The organism is Halocynthiibacter styelae (genome assembly GCF_016123485.1).
Lineage (GTDB): Bacteria > Pseudomonadota > Alphaproteobacteria > Rhodobacterales > Rhodobacteraceae > Halocynthiibacter > Halocynthiibacter styelae.
Map to the genome: position 1 here is coordinate 38,973 of NZ_JADCKQ010000015.1, position 18,312 is coordinate 57,284.

19 protein-coding genes are annotated in these 18,312 nt (G+C 56.9%); 8 read left to right on the forward strand and 11 right to left on the reverse strand.

Annotation, left to right across the window (positions count from 1 at the left end; genetic code table 11):
- Window positions 1–28: 28 nt before the first annotated feature.
- The 4 genes from H1D41_RS16075 to H1D41_RS16090 all read right to left on the reverse strand — a co-directional run bounded on the left by H1D41_RS16075 (window position 29) and on the right by H1D41_RS16090 (window position 3,964).
- Window positions 29–652 carry a LysE family translocator gene (locus tag H1D41_RS16075; protein ID WP_228849875.1) on the reverse strand — a complete coding sequence of 208 codons (624 nt, stop codon included), beginning with the start codon at window positions 650–652 and terminating at the stop codon, window positions 29–31.
- Complete coding sequence (locus H1D41_RS16080; protein ID WP_228849876.1) at window positions 649–1,920, reverse strand: bifunctional folylpolyglutamate synthase/dihydrofolate synthase; 1,272 nt, start codon at window positions 1,918–1,920, stop codon at window positions 649–651. Before H1D41_RS16080 ends, H1D41_RS16075 begins: the two co-directional genes overlap by 4 nt.
- Window positions 1,921–2,081: 161 nt before the next feature.
- Window positions 2,082–2,996 (reverse strand): acetyl-CoA carboxylase, carboxyltransferase subunit beta, encoded by a 915-nt coding sequence (gene accD, locus H1D41_RS16085; RefSeq protein ID WP_228849877.1) that lies wholly within the window; start codon window positions 2,994–2,996, stop codon window positions 2,082–2,084.
- Window positions 2,997–3,073: 77 nt separating this feature from the next.
- Entirely contained in the window at window positions 3,074–3,964 is an 891-nt protein-coding gene (locus H1D41_RS16090; RefSeq protein ID WP_228849878.1) for a CPBP family intramembrane glutamic endopeptidase, read from the reverse strand.
- A 168-nt stretch (window positions 3,965–4,132) separates the two neighbouring features.
- On the opposite strand from H1D41_RS16090, the gene ilvD reads away from it, so the two are divergent.
- The 5 genes from ilvD to H1D41_RS16115 all read left to right on the forward strand — a co-directional run bounded on the left by ilvD (window position 4,133) and on the right by H1D41_RS16115 (window position 10,532).
- Entirely contained in the window at window positions 4,133–5,860 is a 1,728-nt protein-coding gene (ilvD, locus tag H1D41_RS16095) for a dihydroxy-acid dehydratase (protein ID WP_228849879.1), read from the forward strand.
- Window positions 5,860–6,486, forward strand: coding sequence for a hypothetical protein (locus tag H1D41_RS16100; protein WP_228849880.1), 627 nt, complete (start codon window positions 5,860–5,862; stop codon window positions 6,484–6,486). The genes ilvD and H1D41_RS16100 overlap by 1 nt, the downstream gene beginning before the upstream one ends.
- A gap of 218 nt (window positions 6,487–6,704) precedes the next feature.
- Window positions 6,705–7,340, forward strand: coding sequence for a DUF6478 family protein (locus H1D41_RS16105; RefSeq protein ID WP_228849881.1), 636 nt, complete (start codon window positions 6,705–6,707; stop codon window positions 7,338–7,340).
- Window positions 7,341–7,436: 96 nt separating this feature from the next.
- Window positions 7,437–9,461 carry an NADPH-dependent 2,4-dienoyl-CoA reductase gene (locus H1D41_RS16110; protein WP_228849882.1) on the forward strand — a complete coding sequence of 675 codons (2,025 nt, stop codon included), beginning with the start codon at window positions 7,437–7,439 and terminating at the stop codon, window positions 9,459–9,461.
- Window positions 9,462–9,626: 165 nt separating this feature from the next.
- A complete protein-coding gene (locus tag H1D41_RS16115) occupies window positions 9,627–10,532 on the forward strand; it encodes a LysR family transcriptional regulator (RefSeq protein WP_228849883.1) in 906 nt (301 codons plus the stop codon).
- Between the two features lies 1 nt (window position 10,533).
- Here the strand turns inward: H1D41_RS16115 and H1D41_RS16120 are convergent, their stop codons facing one another.
- Genes H1D41_RS16120 through H1D41_RS16135 form a run of 4 tightly spaced genes read right to left on the reverse strand, consistent with a single transcriptional unit; the run spans window position 10,534 to window position 13,503 of the window.
- Window positions 10,534–11,475 (reverse strand): OmpA family protein, encoded by a 942-nt coding sequence (locus H1D41_RS16120; protein WP_228849884.1) that lies wholly within the window; start codon window positions 11,473–11,475, stop codon window positions 10,534–10,536.
- Complete coding sequence (locus H1D41_RS16125) at window positions 11,472–12,041, reverse strand: peroxidase-related enzyme (RefSeq protein WP_228849885.1); 570 nt, start codon at window positions 12,039–12,041, stop codon at window positions 11,472–11,474. The genes H1D41_RS16120 and H1D41_RS16125 overlap by 4 nt, the downstream gene beginning before the upstream one ends.
- Before the next feature lie 2 nt (window positions 12,042–12,043).
- Window positions 12,044–12,775, reverse strand: a complete 732-nt coding sequence (locus H1D41_RS16130; protein ID WP_228849886.1) for a GNAT family N-acetyltransferase — start codon at window positions 12,773–12,775, stop codon at window positions 12,044–12,046.
- Window positions 12,772–13,503, reverse strand: coding sequence for a competence/damage-inducible protein A (locus tag H1D41_RS16135; RefSeq protein ID WP_228849887.1), 732 nt, complete (start codon window positions 13,501–13,503; stop codon window positions 12,772–12,774). Before H1D41_RS16135 ends, H1D41_RS16130 begins: the two co-directional genes overlap by 4 nt.
- Window positions 13,504–13,546: 43 nt before the next feature.
- Between H1D41_RS16135 and sfsA the strand changes: the two genes are divergently transcribed.
- Both sfsA and map read left to right on the forward strand, forming a co-directional pair.
- Window positions 13,547–14,254: a DNA/RNA nuclease SfsA gene (sfsA, locus tag H1D41_RS16140; RefSeq protein ID WP_228849888.1), complete on the forward strand. Its 708-nt coding sequence runs from the start codon at window positions 13,547–13,549 to the stop codon at window positions 14,252–14,254.
- Window positions 14,255–14,299: 45 nt separating this feature from the next.
- Entirely contained in the window at window positions 14,300–15,157 is an 858-nt protein-coding gene (map, locus tag H1D41_RS16145; protein WP_228849906.1) for a type I methionyl aminopeptidase, read from the forward strand.
- A 51-nt stretch (window positions 15,158–15,208) separates the two neighbouring features.
- Here map and H1D41_RS16150 read toward each other — a convergent pair whose 3' ends face one another.
- The 3 genes from H1D41_RS16150 to H1D41_RS16160 form a co-directional block, all read right to left on the reverse strand.
- Window positions 15,209–15,859 (reverse strand): HAD family hydrolase, encoded by a 651-nt coding sequence (locus tag H1D41_RS16150; protein WP_228849889.1) that lies wholly within the window; start codon window positions 15,857–15,859, stop codon window positions 15,209–15,211.
- A 92-nt stretch (window positions 15,860–15,951) separates the two neighbouring features.
- Window positions 15,952–16,515: a 16S rRNA (guanine(966)-N(2))-methyltransferase RsmD gene (gene rsmD / locus H1D41_RS16155; RefSeq protein WP_228849890.1), complete on the reverse strand. Its 564-nt coding sequence runs from the start codon at window positions 16,513–16,515 to the stop codon at window positions 15,952–15,954.
- Window positions 16,512–17,717, reverse strand: coding sequence for an NAD(P)/FAD-dependent oxidoreductase (locus H1D41_RS16160; RefSeq protein WP_228849891.1), 1,206 nt, complete (start codon window positions 17,715–17,717; stop codon window positions 16,512–16,514). The genes rsmD and H1D41_RS16160 overlap by 4 nt, the downstream gene beginning before the upstream one ends.
- Window positions 17,718–17,816: 99 nt before the next feature.
- Here H1D41_RS16160 and H1D41_RS16165 point away from each other — a divergent pair, with 99 nt between their 5' ends.
- Complete coding sequence (locus H1D41_RS16165) at window positions 17,817–18,305, forward strand: peroxiredoxin (protein ID WP_228849892.1); 489 nt, start codon at window positions 17,817–17,819, stop codon at window positions 18,303–18,305.
- Window positions 18,306–18,312: the final 7 nt, after the last annotated feature.

The following is an 18,312-nucleotide window of genomic DNA, read 5'->3' on the forward strand; positions in this document are numbered from 1 at the left end:
TTGAGTATTTATGGCAAGATGAAACGGTTTAGCGTTGTGCTGTGATCAGCTTTGCCGCCAGACCCACGAAGACCAGTCCTGCCACGCGGTTGATCCAGATCTGGGCCGATGGGCGGGCCTTTAGCCAGTCACCAAGCGAACCCGCGCCAATGGCGACGCTGCCGAAGACAAGGATCGTGGACACCGCCATGACGGCACCCAGGATCATCAGTTGCGGGATCAGCGGGCCGAACTCCGGGCGGGCGAATTGTGGCAGGAAGGCGAGGAAGAAAATCGCGACTTTCGGGTTGGTGATATTCATGATCAGCCCGCGCAGATAAAGCGACTTCAGGCTGGCTTCTGCCCGCTCGCCCTCAATCGCAGTGCTGCCCGCGCGGAAGGCTTTATACGCGAGGTACAGCAAATACCCGGCACCGGCGAATTTTAGCAGGGTAAAGGCAATTTCTGACGTCTGAAAAATCGCAGCCACCCCAAGCGCCACGGCGGTTGTGTGAAACAGCAGGCCCGTGCACAGGCCCAGGGTCACAAACAGCCCGGCCACGCGTCCGTTCATCGCGGATTGCGTCAGGACAAAGACGTTGTCCGGCCCAGGGGCCAGCGCCAGCATCACGGATGCGCCGAAAAACAGCGTCAGGGTTTCAAAAGGGATCATGCCTCATTCCTCCGCAGAACCTCACCCGCCAGATAAAGCGAGCCACAGATGAGTATACGCGCAGTCGGGTCCGTTTCCGCAAGCTTTTTCAACGCGCTGTCCACATCTTCCGCCGTGTCGGTTTTCATACCAGCGTCTGCCGCAAAACGCGCGGTTTCCTTGGCGGGCAATGTGTTCGGCTCACCGGGAATGGACACTGCTGTCAGGCTGTCAGCCACTTTCGCCAGCGGCCCCATATAGCCAGAGGCATCTTTGGTGTTCAGCATGCCACAGATCAGATGCAGCGGACGTTTGGGCAGATTGCCCAGGTGTTTGGCAAGGGCTTCGGCGGCGGCGGGGTTGTGACCACCATCCAGCCAAAGCTCGGCCTCTGGCACGCGCGCCTGAAATGCACCCTCACTCAGGCGCTGCATACGGGCAGGCCAGGTGACGTTGTTCATGGCAGCTTCATAAGCGGCCTCATTCACATTCAGGTGACGCAGGGCGGCAAGGGCGGCACCGGCGTTTTCAATCTGATGTGCGCCGGGCAGCGCGGGCAGGGGCAGATCCAGCAGGCCGGTTTCATCCTGATAAATCAGACGCCCGCGTTCCTCAGACACATGCCAGTGCTGACCATGGGCAATCACCGGCGCGCCAAGACGGGTGGCGGTGGCCTCAATGACATCCATGGCTTCGTCTTGCTGCGGGCCAACCACGACCGGCACGCCGCGCTTGATGATTCCGGCTTTTTCACCTGCAATCTTGGTCAGCGTGTCGCCCAGGAATTGTTCATGGTCGATGGAAATCGGAGTGATCACAGACAGTTCCGGGGTGATTACATTGGTCGCATCCAGACGTCCGCCAAGGCCGACCTCAAGCAAGGTGTAATCCGCTTTATTACGGGCAAAGGCCAGCAGGCCTGCAACAGTGGTGATCTCAAAATAGGTGATGCTTTCGCCACCATTGGCGTTGTAGCATTCATCCAGCATTTCGGTCAGATGTTCTTCCGAAATCAGTTCCCCGGCCAGGCGGATACGTTCGTGAAAACGTGCCAGATGCGGAGACGTATAGGCGTGCACAGATTTTCCAGCGCCTTCCAGCCCCGCCCGGATCATGGCCTGGGTGGAGCCTTTGCCATTGGTGCCCGCGATATGGATGACCGGGGGCAGTTTTTCCTGCGGATTGTCCAGTGCTGCCAGCAGACGCCAGACACGATCCAGCGTCAGGTCAATGATTTTCGGGTGCAGCGCCATCATGCGCTCAAGGATAAGATCGGATGTCTGGGCCATAGTCACACCTAATATTTGCGGGTTTCACGCTGTCTGCACCAGAGTAGGGCAAAAGAAAAGGGCCGGCAGCGGACGATCAGCCATGCTGCGGGCCAGAAGCGACATCGGCAAAGAAAAAGGGCCGCCCATGGGCAGCCCTGAATTTCATATACAAGTGCAGATCATTCTGCCGGTTTGTCCGCCTTCGGCTCTGGTGCAGGCTTTGGCAGATCGCCCTTCACCGCAGGGCCAAGACCCATCAGCATACGGGTGATTGTGATCAGTTCCTCGCGCATATCTTTGCGGTGTGTCACACGGTCCAGCATACCGTGATCCAGCAGATATTCAGAACGCTGGAAGCCTTCGGGCAGTTTTTCACGGATGGTCTGTTCAATCACACGTACACCGGCAAAACCGATCAGCGCATTTGGTTCCGCGATCTGCACATCACCCAGCATCGCATAAGACGCAGTCACACCACCGGTGGTCGGGTGGGTCAGTACAACGATATAGGGTAGGTTCGCTTCACGCAGCATTTCAACCGCAATGGTGGTGCGGGGCATCTGCATCAGGGAAAGGATCCCTTCCTGCATGCGCGCGCCACCGGCGGCAGAGAACAGGACAAACGGACGTTTCAGTTTCACCGCACGCTCGGCACCGGCGAGAATCGCGTTGCCGACATACATGCCCATGGAACCACCCATGAAGGAAAAGTCCTGACAGGCCGCAACAATCGGGGTGCGCCCGATTTCACCTTCGGCCACCAGCATTGCTTCGTGTTCGCCGGTTTTCTTGCGCGCCGCTTTCATACGATCAGGGTATTTCTGCTGATCTCTGAATTGCAGCGGGTCAGTGGTGACAGCCGGCACTTCGATTTCGCCAAAAACGCCACCGTCAAACAGTGCAGAGAAACGTTCGCGTGGTGTAATCGCCATATGGTGATCACATTCCGTGCAGACGTTCAGGTTTTCTGCCATCTCGCGGTGAAACAGCATGGTGCCGCATTCTTTACACTTGATCCAGAGGTTGTCCGGTGTTTCACGACGTGAAAACAAAGAGTTAATCGTCGGTCGGACGTAATTTGAAATCCAGTTCATTTGGCCCCTCAGGTATTTCTCTGGTCTGCATATGCAGGTGTTTGCCCTGAAATACGCTGTCGCAACGTAAATTGCAATCAGCGCCGCAGCACAAGCCTGATCATAAGCCAGGAACAGACCACAAAAAGGAAGTCTGTCAGCAACATCGGGTTCGCTTCCAGCATTTCTTCGCTGGTCCAGGGCAGGTGAAACAGCGCAAATCCGCTCAGGTAATCGGGGATCCCGGCCCAGACCAATGGGTAAAGGTTGTTCACAAAGTGAAAGGCAATCCCGGCGGCAAGCGTGCCACTGCGGGCCACAACATCTGCGGCACAAAGGCCAAAGACAAACGCCCAGAGCACCGGCCAGATCGCCCCGTCGCCCCATGTCGCGGGATCATAATGCAGGTAACCAAAGATCGCAGAGGGGATCACCATCCAGACCCAGGGGCTGTTAAACCGCGCCGCCAGCTGGCTTTGCAGATAACCACGAAACACCAGTTCTTCCGCGCCTGTCTGAATAAGGACGGCCAGCAGGGCCACGGGCAACAGAACCACCCAGCGGGTGAAACCAAGGTTCGGGTTCCATTCCAGCAGACTGTAGGTCCAGGGCGGCAACAGCTCAATCGCGAGGCCCAGTGTCAGCAGGGCTGAGGTCACGGCGATGAAAACTTTCAGTTCCATCCGCCAGGGGGCGAAAAGCGTGTGCCAACGCCGTTTCTGCAGGGTTTCTGTGATCAGGAATACCGGAAACATCATAAAGACAAAGGAAAACAATGTGATCGCTGTTGTCGATGGTGAGATGATCTCAGTGAGGCAGGCGATATATTCGACTGTGCTCATGCCCTGCGTTCCGGCAACAAGTGACAGGAAATACAATGTGCTGATGTAGTAAATTACTGTCCCCAGCAGGCAGCCGACAACCACCCGCCAGATCTCATTCTTTTCCCGCGCAGGGGCAATCAGCGGTTCATAGTAGGGGTAATGCATATCTGTCCTGCCGGTTCTCTTTTGCCTGCGCATGTCGGATGCAATTGCGACAAATCGCTGCCTGTGGTGAAATCTTCGTACAAAAATGCCCCCTGTGACGCAATCATACTTGTTCCCGGGGCCGCAGAAGAGTATTCCCGACACGATCCCGTTTCAGGAAGGCCAGCTATGTCCAGCTTTGATAAAACCAAACTCCCCAGCCGTCATGTTACTGAAGGCCCGGCTCGCGCGCCACATCGTTCATATCTTTATGCGATGGGTCTGTCAGAAGAAGAAATTCACCAGCCTCTGGTTGGCGTTGCCACCTGCTGGAACGAAGCAGCGCCCTGTAACATTGCCCTGAACCGTCAGGCGCAATCTGTAAAAGCAGGCGTGAAAAAAGCGCTGGGCACACCACGCGAATTCACAACCATCACCGTGACCGATGGTATTGCGATGGGCCATGAAGGCATGCGTTCGTCGTTGGCGTCCCGCGAAGCCATTGCCGACACCGTGGAGCTGACCATGCGCGGCCATTGCTATGACGCGATCGTTGGTCTTGCTGGTTGTGACAAATCCCTGCCAGGCATGATGATGGCGATGGTACGTCTGAACACGCCTTCCGTATTTGTTTACGGTGGCTCCATCCTTCCGGGCCGTCACAACGGCAAAGACGTGACCGTTCAGGATGTGTTTGAAGCTGTTGGCGAACACCAGGCGGGCAACATGTCTTCCTGTGAACTTGAAAAGCTCGAACAGGTTGCCTGCCCATCCGCAGGTGCCTGTGGTGGTCAGTTCACGGCAAACACCATGGCCTGTGTGTCTGAGGCCATCGGCCTTGCGCTGCCAAACTCTGCCGGTGCCCCTGCGCCGTACGAAAGCCGTGACCAATATGGTGAGGCGTCCGGTCGTGCGGTGATGAACCTGATCGCAAACAACATCAAAGCCCGTGACATTGTTACGCGTGAAAGCCTGATCAACGCCGCACGCGTTGTGGCCTGTACTGGTGGTTCCACCAACGCCGGCCTGCACCTGCCTGCGATTGCCCATGAAGCTGGTATTGATTTCTACCTCGAAGACGTTTGCGATATCTTCCGTGAGACACCTTACTTCGTCGATCTGAAGCCAGGCGGCGCTTATGTGGCCAAAGACCTTTATGAAGCGGGCGGCGTTCCTGTGATCATGAAGGAACTGGACAAAGCGGGCCTCGTGAACCGTGATTGTATGACTGCGACTGGCCGTTCCATCGGTGAAGAAATTGACATCGTCACCCGCGAAGCTGACGGCAAAGTCATCTATCCAGCCGCAACACCCATCACAAAAACCGGTGGCGTTGTGGGCCTGAAGGGCAACCTTGCCCCGGAAGGTGCGATTGTGAAAGTCGCTGGCATGTCCGAAGAACAGCAGGTCTTTACCGGCCCGGCGCTGGTCTTTGAATGTGAACAGGACGCGTTTGATGCGGTTCAGGAACGCAAGTATTCCGAAGGTGATGTTTTCGTAATCCGCAATGAGGGCCCATCCGGCGGCCCTGGCATGCGTGAAATGCTGGCAACCACTGCGGCGCTGTCTGGTCAGGGCATGGGCAAGAAAGTGGCGCTGATCACTGACGGCCGTTTCTCTGGCGCGACACGTGGTTTCTGCGTAGGTCACGTTGGTCCTGAGGCTGCCCACGGCGGCCCGATTGCTCTGGTTGAAAATGGCGACATGATCACCCTGAACGCCCTGACTGGTGAGCTTTCCATTGATCTGACAGACGAAGTTCTGGCGGAACGCAAAGCCAACTGGAAAGGCCCGCGCGAAACCATCTACGCATCCGGTGCGCTGTGGAAATACGCGCAGCAGGTTGGCGCGACCTACAAAGGCGCTGTGACCCATCCGGGTGGCAAAGCCGAAAAGCACCAGTATATGGATCTCTGATGCGTTTTTTCGCAAATATGATGTCAAAGGCCCGGATCATTCCGGGCCTTTTGATTTGCTCAGTGCTCGCCGCCTGTGTCACAGCACCTGCGCCGGAAGGGGCTGTGAATTTGCAACGCAGCGCCACAGCTTTTGATGGCGATGTCACCCTGCGTGCGCCGCGCGGCTATTGTCTGGATCAGGCGGGATCAACGCCGCAAAGCGAAAATCCGGTGTTCCTGTTCGTCAGCTGTCACGCCCTGTCTGGCGGCGCACATGCCTCTGTGCCCGAAGTCATGGGGTTGCTGACCGCCACCGTTTCTCAGGGGCCGCTTGCGCCGGGGGCAGGGGATCACGCAAACCTGACGGAATTTTTCGGCACCACCACCGGGCAAAGACTATTGTCCCGCCGATCCGGCGGCTCTGTCCGGGTGCATGAAATCAGCAATGCGAATGATGATTATTTCTGGCTGCGGGCCGAAGAAACACGCGCAACAGACCGTATCTTCAGTCCCTGGATCTGGTTTGCCCTGACAGAAATATCCGGCCACAAGGTCAGCTTCCGGTTTTACCCCGCCGCAGACAGTGCAGAGGATTCCCTGGCCGGGCGTGCGATCTTCCATCGCTTTGTACGATCCACCCATTAACGTCAGGGCCTGGCCTATCAGACAGGTTGCCCGTCGCCCTGATGATCAGATATTTTCTGAAACCAGAAGAATTGTCTGAAATTGTGATTCAGGTTTCTTCTCCGGGGGTGTATGCTTGGGCATTAGTAGTCATTGTAACCCCGGTCGTGGTGTGCTTGCCATGTTTCAATCGGGGGCGTGCGAGTAAAAATAAACTGTTTTAACAATTCGGATCTCTCGTGTTCTCACTGTTTCGTACCTCTCGTAAAAAACCTGTGGTCAGGCTGTCCCCTCCACGACAGCAGGTTCAGTTTCCGGATGCACCTTTCGGCACAGACTGGCTCTGGCAGCCCGATATCAGTCATCAGGCGATATCACCTTCAGAATTTGCACATTGCCCGAAACGTCAGAATATCGGGGACAGTGCTGTATTGTTCCATGATTGCGAAACCCAGGAAATCACAGCCCGCCAGAGGCGCGATGATGCTGATGACAGAACTGATTTCGGCCTGCAATTTGAGATCGGGACATTCGACGGCAGCTTTCTTTCACTTGCCTGCGATCTGCCGGGGGATGCTTGGCAGGACCTGAAAAAACGTCATGTTTTCCGGTTCGAAGCTGATCTGGATTGCCCGCAGGAGGTTTCGATCTATGCGCGCCTGAACGCCAAACACGGCCCGAATGTTGAAAAAATCCTGCAACATATGGGGGCAGGAAGCGACCACATCAGCGCAGAATTTGATCTGGCCTATACGCAGCTGAACATTGGCCGGCTGGAGAAAATCTGGCTTGATCTGATTTTTGAGGATCCGGCAGGCAAGACCTTCACCCTGCGTAATATCAAGCTCAGCCGTCGTCCGCGCGCAGAACTCTGACACAGCGACAACATCATTCAACTGGTTAACGCGGCGTCCCGGGGTGACAGCACGTGCGTTTCTGCGCAGACTGCCCGCAGTATAAAGGAAACGCCAATGACCAGCTATCCACGCCTGCTTGCCCCCCTTGATCTTGGTTTCACCACGCTGAAAAACCGCGTGTTGATGGGATCCATGCACACCAATCTGGAAGAGCGCGGCGACTGGAACCGTGTGGCGGAATTTTACGCCGCGCGGGCGCGTGGCGGGGCTGGGCTGATTGTCACCGGCGGCATGTCTCCGAATGCCGAAGGTGGCGTGTTCCCGGGTGCGGGCGGGTTGTTTTCTGACAAAGACATCACAAACCACCGCCATGTGACGGATCGTGTGCACAGCGAGGGCGGTAAAATCGTCATGCAGATCCTGCATGCAGGCCGCTATGCCTATAGCCCCGATTGCGTTGCGCCATCGCCTGTGAAATCCCCGATTTCCCCCTTCCCGCCGAAAGAACTGGATGCGGTTGGTATCGAGAAACAGATCGCCGATATTGTGACGTCCGCCACCCGCGCGCGTGAGGCGGGCTATGACGGCGTGGAAATCATGGGGTCTGAAGGGTATTTCCTGAACCAGTTCCTGGTGGTCCATACCAACAAGCGCGAAGATGAATGGGGCGGTTCTGCCGAAAACCGCATGCGCCTGCCGATTGAGGTCGTGCGGCGTGTGCGCGAAGCGGTTGGCACGGATTTCATCCTGATCTATCGCCTGTCGATGATTGATCTGATCCCGAACGGCCAGACCTGGGAAGAGGTTGTGACGCTTGCCAAAGCCGTTGAGGCCGCAGGCGCAACCATCATCAATACCGGCATCGGCTGGCACGAAGCCCGCATTCCCACCATCGCCACCTCTGTCCCGCGTCGCGCCTTTTCCTGGGTCACCAAGAAACTGATGGGCGAGGTGTCCATACCTGTGATCACCTCAAACCGCATCAACACGCCTGAAGTTGGGGAAAGTGTCCTGGAAGATGGCTGTGCCGATATGATTTCAATGGCGCGGCCTTTCCTTGCGGATGCGGATTTCGTCAACAAAGCTGCTGAGGGTCGCGCAGATGAAATCGCCCCCTGTATTGCCTGCAATCAGGCCTGCCTTGATCATACCTTCGCCGGTAAGCTGACCACCTGTCTTGTGAATCCTATGGCGTGCCACGAAACTGAATTTGATGTGACTACCGCCGACACGCCGAAAAATATCGCCATTGTTGGTGCCGGCCCGGCAGGTGTGATGACCGCGATTACTGCTGCGGAACGTGGCCATAAGGTGACGCTCTATGATCGCGCTGACAGGATTGGCGGCCAGTTGAACATGGCAAAGCAAGTGCCGGGCAAAGAGGAATTCCACGGGCTTGTGGCCTGGTTCGAAACCATGGTCGTAAAATCCGGCATTGATCTGCGTCTGAATACGGAGGCTACCGAAGACGTCCTGCAAGGGGCGGATGAGGTTGTGATCGCCACCGGCGTTACACCACGCGATCCACAGATCCCGGGTCAGGATGGACCGAATGTCGTGAACTACATCGACGTGCTGCGTCATGGGGCTGAGGTTGGTAAACGTGTGGCGGTGATCGGGGCCGGGGGCATCGGGTTTGATGTGTCCGAATTCCTTGTAACCAGTGACAGCCCGACCGAAGATCTTGAGGCCTGGAAGACTGAGTGGGGCGTGGGCGATCCGTCAGACACCCGCGGCGGTCTGCACCCGGATGGTGCGCAACCTGATGCGCCGGAACGCGAGGTGACGCTGCTTCAGCGCAAGGCAGAGAAACCCGGTCGCCGCCTTGGCAAAACCACCGGCTGGATCCATCGCGCCACGCTTCATATGAAGGGCGTCAAAATGCTGGGTGGCGTGAACTATGAACGCATCGATGCAGAAGGCCTGCATATTTCCACCGGTGAAGCCCGTGAAAACCCACGCCTGATCGCTGCGGATACGATTGTGCTTTGCGCCGGGCAGCTTCCGGAACGGAACCTGGCGGATCAGCTGGAGGCAAAAAGCATCCCCTGTCATGTCATTGGTGGCGCAGATGTTGCTGCCGAACTGGATGCCAAAAGGGCGATCTCGCAGGGCGTGACCCTCGCGCTGAAGTTGTGAGTTTGCTTTAAGGTTAGATTGGGTTTTCCGTAAGTGGTTGTTAATATTTATGGTTTCTATCTTTTGGGCGGCGTCTTTAAACCCTGGTATTGTCTGTGATGTGACCCATTGTTGCCCGATTTGTCGTCGAAGTTGACCTATGGTTACGGTAAATCAGGTATGCACATGGACAGATTGACAGAAATGGAAGCTTTCGCCACCGTTGTTGATCAGGGCGGGTTCACAGATGCGGCACGGAAGATGGGGATTTCTAAGTCTGCAGTGTCAAAACACGTTTCTTCGCTTGAAGGCCGCCTTGGTGCGCGCCTTCTCAACCGGACAACGCGCCGGGTGTCTCCGACGGAAATAGGCCTTGCTTACTATGATCGCGCCCGACGGGTTCTGAATGATGCAGGCGAAGCAGATTCGCTTGTGACATCAATGCAGGGCGTGCCTTCCGGCCAGCTTCAGGTTTCTGTGGAAACGGATTTCGGGGTGAACCTTCTGTCCCCGGTGATCGGGGGTTTCCTTCAGGAATTCCCTGACATCAACGTCAATATGGAACTGAACAATCGCTATGTCGAACTGATCAGCGAGGGCTTTGATCTGGCCATTCGGATTGGTGAGCAGGAAGACAATACGTTGCGGACACGCAAGCTCGCGGAAACTGAAAAATGCATGGTAGGCGCACCGTCCTACTTCGAAAAATACGGTCGCCCGGAAAGAATAGATGATCTGAATGATCATAAACTTTTGCATTATTCGAACGAATCCTCCGCAGCTGTCTGGAAACTGACGTCCCCTTCCGGGGAACAGCGTCAGGTGCGCACAGCCGGCTGGTTGTCTGTAAATGACGGCCAATCGTTGCTGAACGCGGCGGTGTCTGGCCTTGGGGTCGCGTATCTGCCCAGCTTTATCTACGCAGATGCGCTTGAAAAAGGGCTGGTTGTCAAAGCGATCCCGGACCTCCCCGTTGAATGTCAGGGAATTTATGTAGTCTATCCGCCCGGGCGCTATGTTCAGCCGAAAGTCAGGGCGTTTATCGACTTTCTGATACGTTCATTTGCCGACAAAGGCCCGACTGAGTGGTGATTTATTCAGTTGAGGTCAAAGTGACTTCAACACGTCGGTTTGCTTCACGCCCTGCGTCTGTAAGATTGCTGGCGCGCGGGGCGAGATATCCCACACCATCCGCTGTAATCTGATCCGCTCTGACGCCCAGCTCTGCGATCAGGTGCTGCATCACAGCCTGTGCACGGCGTTTCGATAAATCAACATTCCCCGCCAGGCCGCCTACCGCATCTGTATGCCCGACCAGGGTCACGCGACGGCTGGGGTTCTGTTGCAAGTATTCGGCAACCGCTGCAAGCGATGACATGCCGGATTCCGCCAGCGTCGTGCCGCCACTGCGGAATGTCACACCTTCCAGCACAGCGTGCCCACGGGTTTCAAGGGCCTGCCCGAGATCGGAAGACACCACAGGCGTCACCGGGACCGGGGTGATCACGGGTTCAGTTGTTGATGGCGTGTCGGCGGCTGATCCAAGCTGGTTGATCTGCACAAACCCTGTCTCAGGCGTGCGGCTGATCATAATGTTCAGCGCCTGGCTGTCCCCGTTTGCTGAAGTTCTCCGGGCAGACAGAAACCTGTAGTCGCCAAGGTTCACATGCATCCCCGGCTCATGAAACACATCAGCGGCAAAGCGAAAATCAAACCCGCCGCATGCCTCTGTGTCGCATTCAAACACCAGATCATAGCCCTGTTCGGTCAACTGATCGCGCAGCGGGCTCAGCAGTTGCAGGCTGGTCAGCTCTGATGTCGGGATACGCCAGGATTGTTTGCTGACCTGCCCCTCAAGCTGCACCGCAGGCAGTTTGTCACCATCCCAGGGCCCGGAAATCAGGCCAAAACTGCTAAGATCAGACACCTCGCTGGCATTCGGTTGCGCAGGCAAAGGGAAAGCCGGTGTAAACGCAAAAGCTGCCCCCGGAATACATGCGACCAGGTAAAAAATAAAGGAAAGCGCAGATTTCATCGGTGGCTCGCGTGGTATTCGTCATTGGGGCGCATTTTGGTGCCAGACGCGATCCGGTTGGTCATATTGTAGAACCCCGCAACAGACGCAATGTCCCAGATATCGCGGTCACTGAACCCCACATCGCGCAGTTTCGCACGGTCAGCTTCCACAACTTCTGAACTTGTCTTTGTCAGCTTCTCAGAGAATTCCAGCATCGCCCACTGGCGTTCCGGCAGATCCAGCACGCGCCAGTTCATCACCAGGGCTTCGCCAAGCTGCGGATCACCGGACAGTTCGCGCACCGCAGCCCCATGGGCGACCAGGCAGTAATGGCATTTGTTGATGGATGATACACAAACAGCGATCATCTCGCGTTCCAGTTTGGTCAGGCCTGACTCCGCCAGCATCATGTCATTATAAAGCGCTGCGAAGGCGTTCAGCTTGTTGATGTCAAATGCATAGGCCTGCAACACATTCGGGATCAGCCCCAGTTTGTCCTGGCAGATATCGAAATATTTTGCTGTCGCCTCCGGCAGCGGGTCGACCATGGGAAGATCAAGGGCGGTTACGGATTTATCTGTCATGTTCAGGCCTCAACTGGTTTTACGCGGTAATGATACTGTCCCACAGAACGCATGTTCAGGGAAGAATAGAGCGCATTGGCCCCCTGGTTTTCCTGCGTCACAATCACAGAGAAATGCTTCGCCCCATGATGCTTCGCCCAGGTCGCCGCCTTGCGCAGGATGCGTCCCGCACTGCCGTTACGGCGCTGGGATGGTGTGACTTCAAGGGCGTGTAACATGGCGATACCGTTATGGATGCCAACATAAGCAACGCCTGCGGGCCTGTCATTTGTACGCCCGAAGATGCCGGTTTTCGGATCGCAACCCCGGTGCATCACATCAAGGCGCGCCGGGCCAATGCCGCCCTCAACCCATAATTCTTCCATAATGCCGACGGGCGGCCAGACGGTGAAAGCCGACATGCGCGGGGCATCTTCACTGGCGATTTCATCAATTTCCGCCAGCCACAGCGTAACCGGGTCTTTGACCTTATATCCGCGTGTCTCCAGCGCCTGATCAAGCGCGTCTTCCCCTTCACGGATCATAAACAGCGGATTCTGCCCTAAGGCGTCCATCGCGGCCTCTGCCTCAGCGATATCGGGAACTTCACCGGGGTTCACAGCCGTTGCAGCAGAGACCCGCTGCCCACCGCCAGCCCCATCCCGGATGCTCCAGCCGTTTTCCTCTGTCACCGCTTTCGCAGGCCAAGTGTTTTCACAAACGTCATACAGTGCAAATACATCAGGCTGGCTCATATCATCTCTCCCGCGAACTTTTCCCGCAGCACATCCATCACCGCTTTTGCAGCCACCGCATCCGTGCCCCGGATCACGATATTCGTGCCGTAGCGTCCCTCAAAATGGAACGGATAGGACCCAATTGACAGATCCGGGTTCTCTTTCGCCAGTTTCCCCAGCGGCGCGGCAATATCGCCTTCGCCTACAAGGAACCGCTGACTTTCAGACAGCAGCGGCGCACCCCCGGTCAGCCCCGGCATCACGCTTTCCACCATCGCGCGGAACACTGACGGAACCCCGGCCATCACATAGCAATTCTCAACCTGAAACCCCGGCGCAACCGACACCGGATTATCAATCAACACCCCATGTTCCGGGATCCGCGCCATGCGCAGACGGGCCACGTTCAGTTCCGACCCCTGCCGTTCATAATGCGCCGCCAGCAGGGCGCGGGCATCATCCCGCACATCAATCGACTGACCAAAAGCCTCTGCCACGCAATCCGCCGTGATATCATCATGGGTCGGGCCAATCCCGCCGGAGGTGAACAGATGATCATAACTGCCACTCAGCGCCCGGATCGCCGCAACAATCGCTAGCGCATCATCAGACACAACCCGTACCTCTTTCAGATCAATGCCTTTTTCCGTCAGCACCTGCGCCAGATGATGCATATTTGCGTCGCGCGTGCGCCCGGAAAGGATCTCGTCACCGATAACAAGCATTGCAGCCGAAGGATTTGTCATGTTCTGTTCCCTGAAGATCGTCACCCCGGTATAGGCCCGCCCCATGGAATTTCAAACCCCGCTTGTCCCCGCCAGGCTCATTCGTCGCTACAAGCGCTTCCTTGCTGATATGCGCCTGCCGGATGGGCAGGAAGTCACTGCCCATTGCGCCAATCCCGGTTCCATGATGGGGCTGAAGGAGGAAGGGCAGCTCTGCTGGCTGGAACCCAATGACGACCCGAAGAAAAAGCTGAAATATGGCTGGCGTCTGGTGGATCATGAAAACGGCCATTTCACGGGGGTTGATACCAGCCTGCCCAACCGCGCCCTGAAAGCCGCCTTCATGGCGCGTGAGGTGCCGGAAGTTGCGGAATATGCGCGGGTGAAGCCCGAGGTGAAATACGGCGAAAACTCCCGCGTGGATTTTTTGCTGACGGATGAAGATAAACCCGATCTCTGGCTTGAGGTAAAATCCGTGACGCTGTGCCGTAAGGAAGGCCTGGCAGAATTCCCCGACAGCGTGACCGCGCGGGGCACAAAACATCTGAACGATCTCGCGGAACAGGCGCGCAAGGGGGATCGTGCCATGTTGTTTTACCTGATCCAGCGTACAGATTGCACCGCCGTCACCCTGGCGGACGACATCGACCCGACCTATGCCCAGGCGTTTCGTGAAGCGCGTCAGGCCGGGCTGGAAGTGCTGGCTTACGATTGTAAAATCACCCCCGAAGGCATCACCCTGCACAGGTCCGTGCCCTTCAGCTTCGATTAAGCTTTTACATTTTCACTGGCTGCACTATTTATGCGCCACTCAGTGATGGAGAGACACGTGAACGATACGCATCTGCGCGAGACCCGCGAAGGCATCCGCATCTATGACCCCGCCGATTTTGACGGCATGCGTAAGGCCGGGCGACTGGCGGCGGAAATTCTGGATGCGGTGGGTCCTCTGGTCAAAGCCGGCGCCACGACCCACGCGATTGATGCTGCGGTTGAACAGATGGTCGATGACGCCGGCGCGCTGTCCGCAACGATTGGGTATAAAGGCTATAGGCACGCTTCCTGCATTTCGGTGAACCATGTGGTTTGTCACGGCATTCCCGGCAGTGAGATCCCGAAAAGCAAATATGAAAAAGTGGCACGCAAGAATGACATCCTGAAAGATGGTGACATTCTGAACGTCGACGTTACCGTGATTGTCGATGGCTGGTTTGGCGACACCTCCCGCATGTACACCGTCGGCCCGCAAAAGAAATTCGCAGAACGCCTGGTGCAGATCACCCATGACAGCCTGTTTGAAGGCATCAATGCGGTGAAGCCGGGCAATACCTTTGGTGACATCGGCCATGCGATCCAGAAATTCGCTGAAGCCCGTAAAATGTCTGTGGTGCGTGATTTCTGTGGGCACGGCATTGGCCGCGTCTTCCACTCACCGCCCAATGTGCTGCATTACGGCAAGCCCGGCACTGGTGCTGTGCTGGAAGAAGGCATGATTTTCACGATTGAACCCATGCTGAACCTGGGTCGTGCGGAAACCAAAGTCCTGTCCGATGACTGGACGGCGATCACCGTGGACAAAACCCTGTCCGCCCAGTTCGAACACTCCATCGCAGTCACCTCCGATGGGTTCGAAATCTTCACAGAATCCCCCAAAGGCATCTACTACCCGGGCTGATCCTTATTTTGTCTCTGTAAATATCCCGGGGGTGTGGGGGGCTGGCCCCCGCTAAAGACCAATCAGTTCCGCGATCTGATCTATGGATGTGACAACCTCGGCCCCAACCGCGCGCAAGGTTTCGTCCTGCCCTTCCGCAGCATACCCAATCGCCCGCACATCCGCCCGTACAGCGGCAAGGCAGCCGTTTGAACTGTCATCAATCATCACAGCACCTGCGGCGTCCACACCGGCATCTTTCAGGGCCTGGATAACCATGTCAGGGGCAGGTTTGGGCGTGAAGCCTTCGCGGGAATAAATCCGTCCCTCAAACCGCTGCCACAGGCCTGATGGCCCAAGGGAACGTTCCATTTTCCCCATCGGCCCATTTGATGCAATGGCAGTCGCAATGCCCTGGGCTTCCAGCTGATCCAGCAGCTCAGGAATGCCGTCAATCACTTCAACACCGGCTTCGATCCGGGCAAAAATTGCCAGCAGGGTTTCATCCACCCAGTTGTCCGGCAGATCCGCGCCCCGGCGTTTTGCTTCGTCATGCACACCAAAGATCGTGCCGCCGACAAAAAGCTCCTGGCATTCATGGGCAGACACGGGCAGGCCGTATCGGGTCAGGCTGTCGGCAATGACTTCATTCACCGGGCCCTCAGTGTCGACCAGCACACCATCACAGTCAAAAATCACAAGCTTTGGCAGTGTGTTGATCATATCGGGCCTTTCCTGTGTATTTACACTTGCAGAGTTAACAAAAACAAAATTCTGGTTTTCTGGTTGGTGGGTTCAGGCTGTTTTACCTTCACCTACCCCAGGTACTCGAGAAAGTTAATCCGGCTGTCGCCATATTTGCGCTGATCCAGAAGCTCAAGGCCATCTGGCACTTCAATTTCAGCGCTTTCTTCCCAGACAATCAGCGCGCCAGGTGCAATCCAGCCCTGGGCCATCGCCGCCGCCATCGCCTTTTCCCCAAGGCCTTTGCCATAAGGTGGATCCAGAAATACCAGATCAGCCCTGTTCCCCGGACATGTCGGCAGACGTGCGGCATCAACACGCAAAAGCGTCATCGCGCCCTCTGCGCCCAAAAGCTTGCCATTCGCCTGAATAAGCCGCTGCCCCACGCGCCCGTTCTCAACAAACGTCACATGCGCCGCGCCGCGCGACAGGGCCTCAAATCCAAGCGCACCGGTGCCTGCAAAAATATCCAGCACACGCGCGCCTTCGATCTCTACATCAAACCGCCCGCCGGACAGCACGTTAAACAGGCTTTCGCGCACGCGATCCGTGGTCGGTCGCAGGTGGGCTCCGGCATCGCCTTTGCCCACCGCCGTCAAAGCCCGCCCGCGATGTATGCCTGCAATAATCCTCATGCTTTCAGCAGCGGTTTCAGATCGGCAGAGGCATCCGCCACAACCGCAGGATCCGCGTTTTTCCCCGCATCAATCAGACGTTTCCCGACCATATACCCACGCGGATCATTCATCGCATCCACTGCAATCAGCTGTCCGTCACGGTAATACCAATGCGACCGGCTGGCCCCGCCATCACGCACAACCACCTGATCAAACCCGGTGTTCAGCCCGGCAATCTGCAGCTTCACATCATACTGATCCGACCAGAACCAGATCTGCGGCACATAGGCTTTGTCCGCGCCCATCATGTTGTCCGCCACCAGTTCCGCCTGATCAATCGCATTGGGCACGCTTTCCAGACGAATACGCCCACCGGCACGCGGGAATGACGCACAGTCACCGGCCGCAAAAATCGCCGCATCAGAGGTTCGCCCCTGTGCATCTGTCTTAATGCCATTGTCCAGCTCAAGCCCCGCCAGTTCCGCAAGCCCCGTCGCAGGCGTAATCCCAACGCCAGCAATGACAAAATCCACATCCAGCGTGCTGCCGTCGGACAGTTCCGCGCCAGTGACTCGACCTTCACCAAGCAACCGCGCAAGCCCCACACCTTCGCGAATATCAACGCCATGTTCCCCATGCAGCTTGCGGAAGAAATCGGATGTTTCGGTTGACGCAACACGCTGCAGAATACGATCCGCCATCTCAACCAGCGTCACCTTCAGCCCTGATTTCGCCGCCACCGCAGCGGCCTCCAACCCGATATAGCCACCGCCGATAATCAACACATGGCGGCCTTCCACAAACTCCGGCGCCATGGCGTCCACATCAGACAAGCCGCGCACGGTGTAAATCCCATCCAGATCCCCGCCAATCGCGGCGGGCAGACGGCGCGGTTCAGATCCGGTGGTCAGGGCAAGCTGATCATATGCCAGAACCTCGCCCCCCACGGTCACGGTCTTGGCAGCAGCATCAATCGCCTCAACGCGCGCGCCAAGGCGCAGCTCAATGTCCTGATCCGCATAGAAACTTTCCGGGCGCAGGAACAGGCGTTCGCGCTCCATCTCGCCCAGCAAATACGCTTTGGACAGCGGCGGGCGCTGATAGGGAGGTGCGCTTTCCTCGCCAATCAGGGTCACTTTCCCGTCAAACCCAAGCTTGCGCAGCTTCGCCGTCAGGGAACTGCCGGCCTGCCCGGCACCGATCACGATTATATGGCTCATTTCTTTCTCCCATTCCCGGCTTTGCGGATGTCTCAACTGACCCTATAGTTAGCTGACAGCAAATGGCAATTGCCACAATTGATCCAGAGGAAAAGCGACATGACAATCACAGTGGGCGACGCGCTGCCAGCGGCAGATCTGATGCAAATGGGCGACGCAGGCCCGGAAAAAATCGCACTGTCTGATCTGACAGACGGGCGCAAAGTCGTGATCTTCGGCCTGCCCGGCGCCTATACCGGCACCTGTAGCAACGAACATGTGCCCGGCTTCATCCAGCACGCCGAAGCCCTGCGCGCAAAAGGCGTCGACGACATCATCTGCGTTTCCGTCAATGATGCCTTTGTGATGCAGGCCTGGGGCAAAGATACGGGCGCGGATGCCGCCGGTCTGAAAATGCTGGGCGATCCGCTCTCCACCTTCACCCGTTCCATCGGCCTTGACTTCGACGCGCCTGATTTCGGCCTGATCGGCCGCTCCCTGCGCTACGCCATGGTCGTAGAAGACGGCAAAGTCACCGCCCTCAACGTCGAGGAAAACCCCGGAGTCTGCGACGTCTCAGGCGGCGCAGCTGTGCTGGCGATGGTTTGAACGGTCC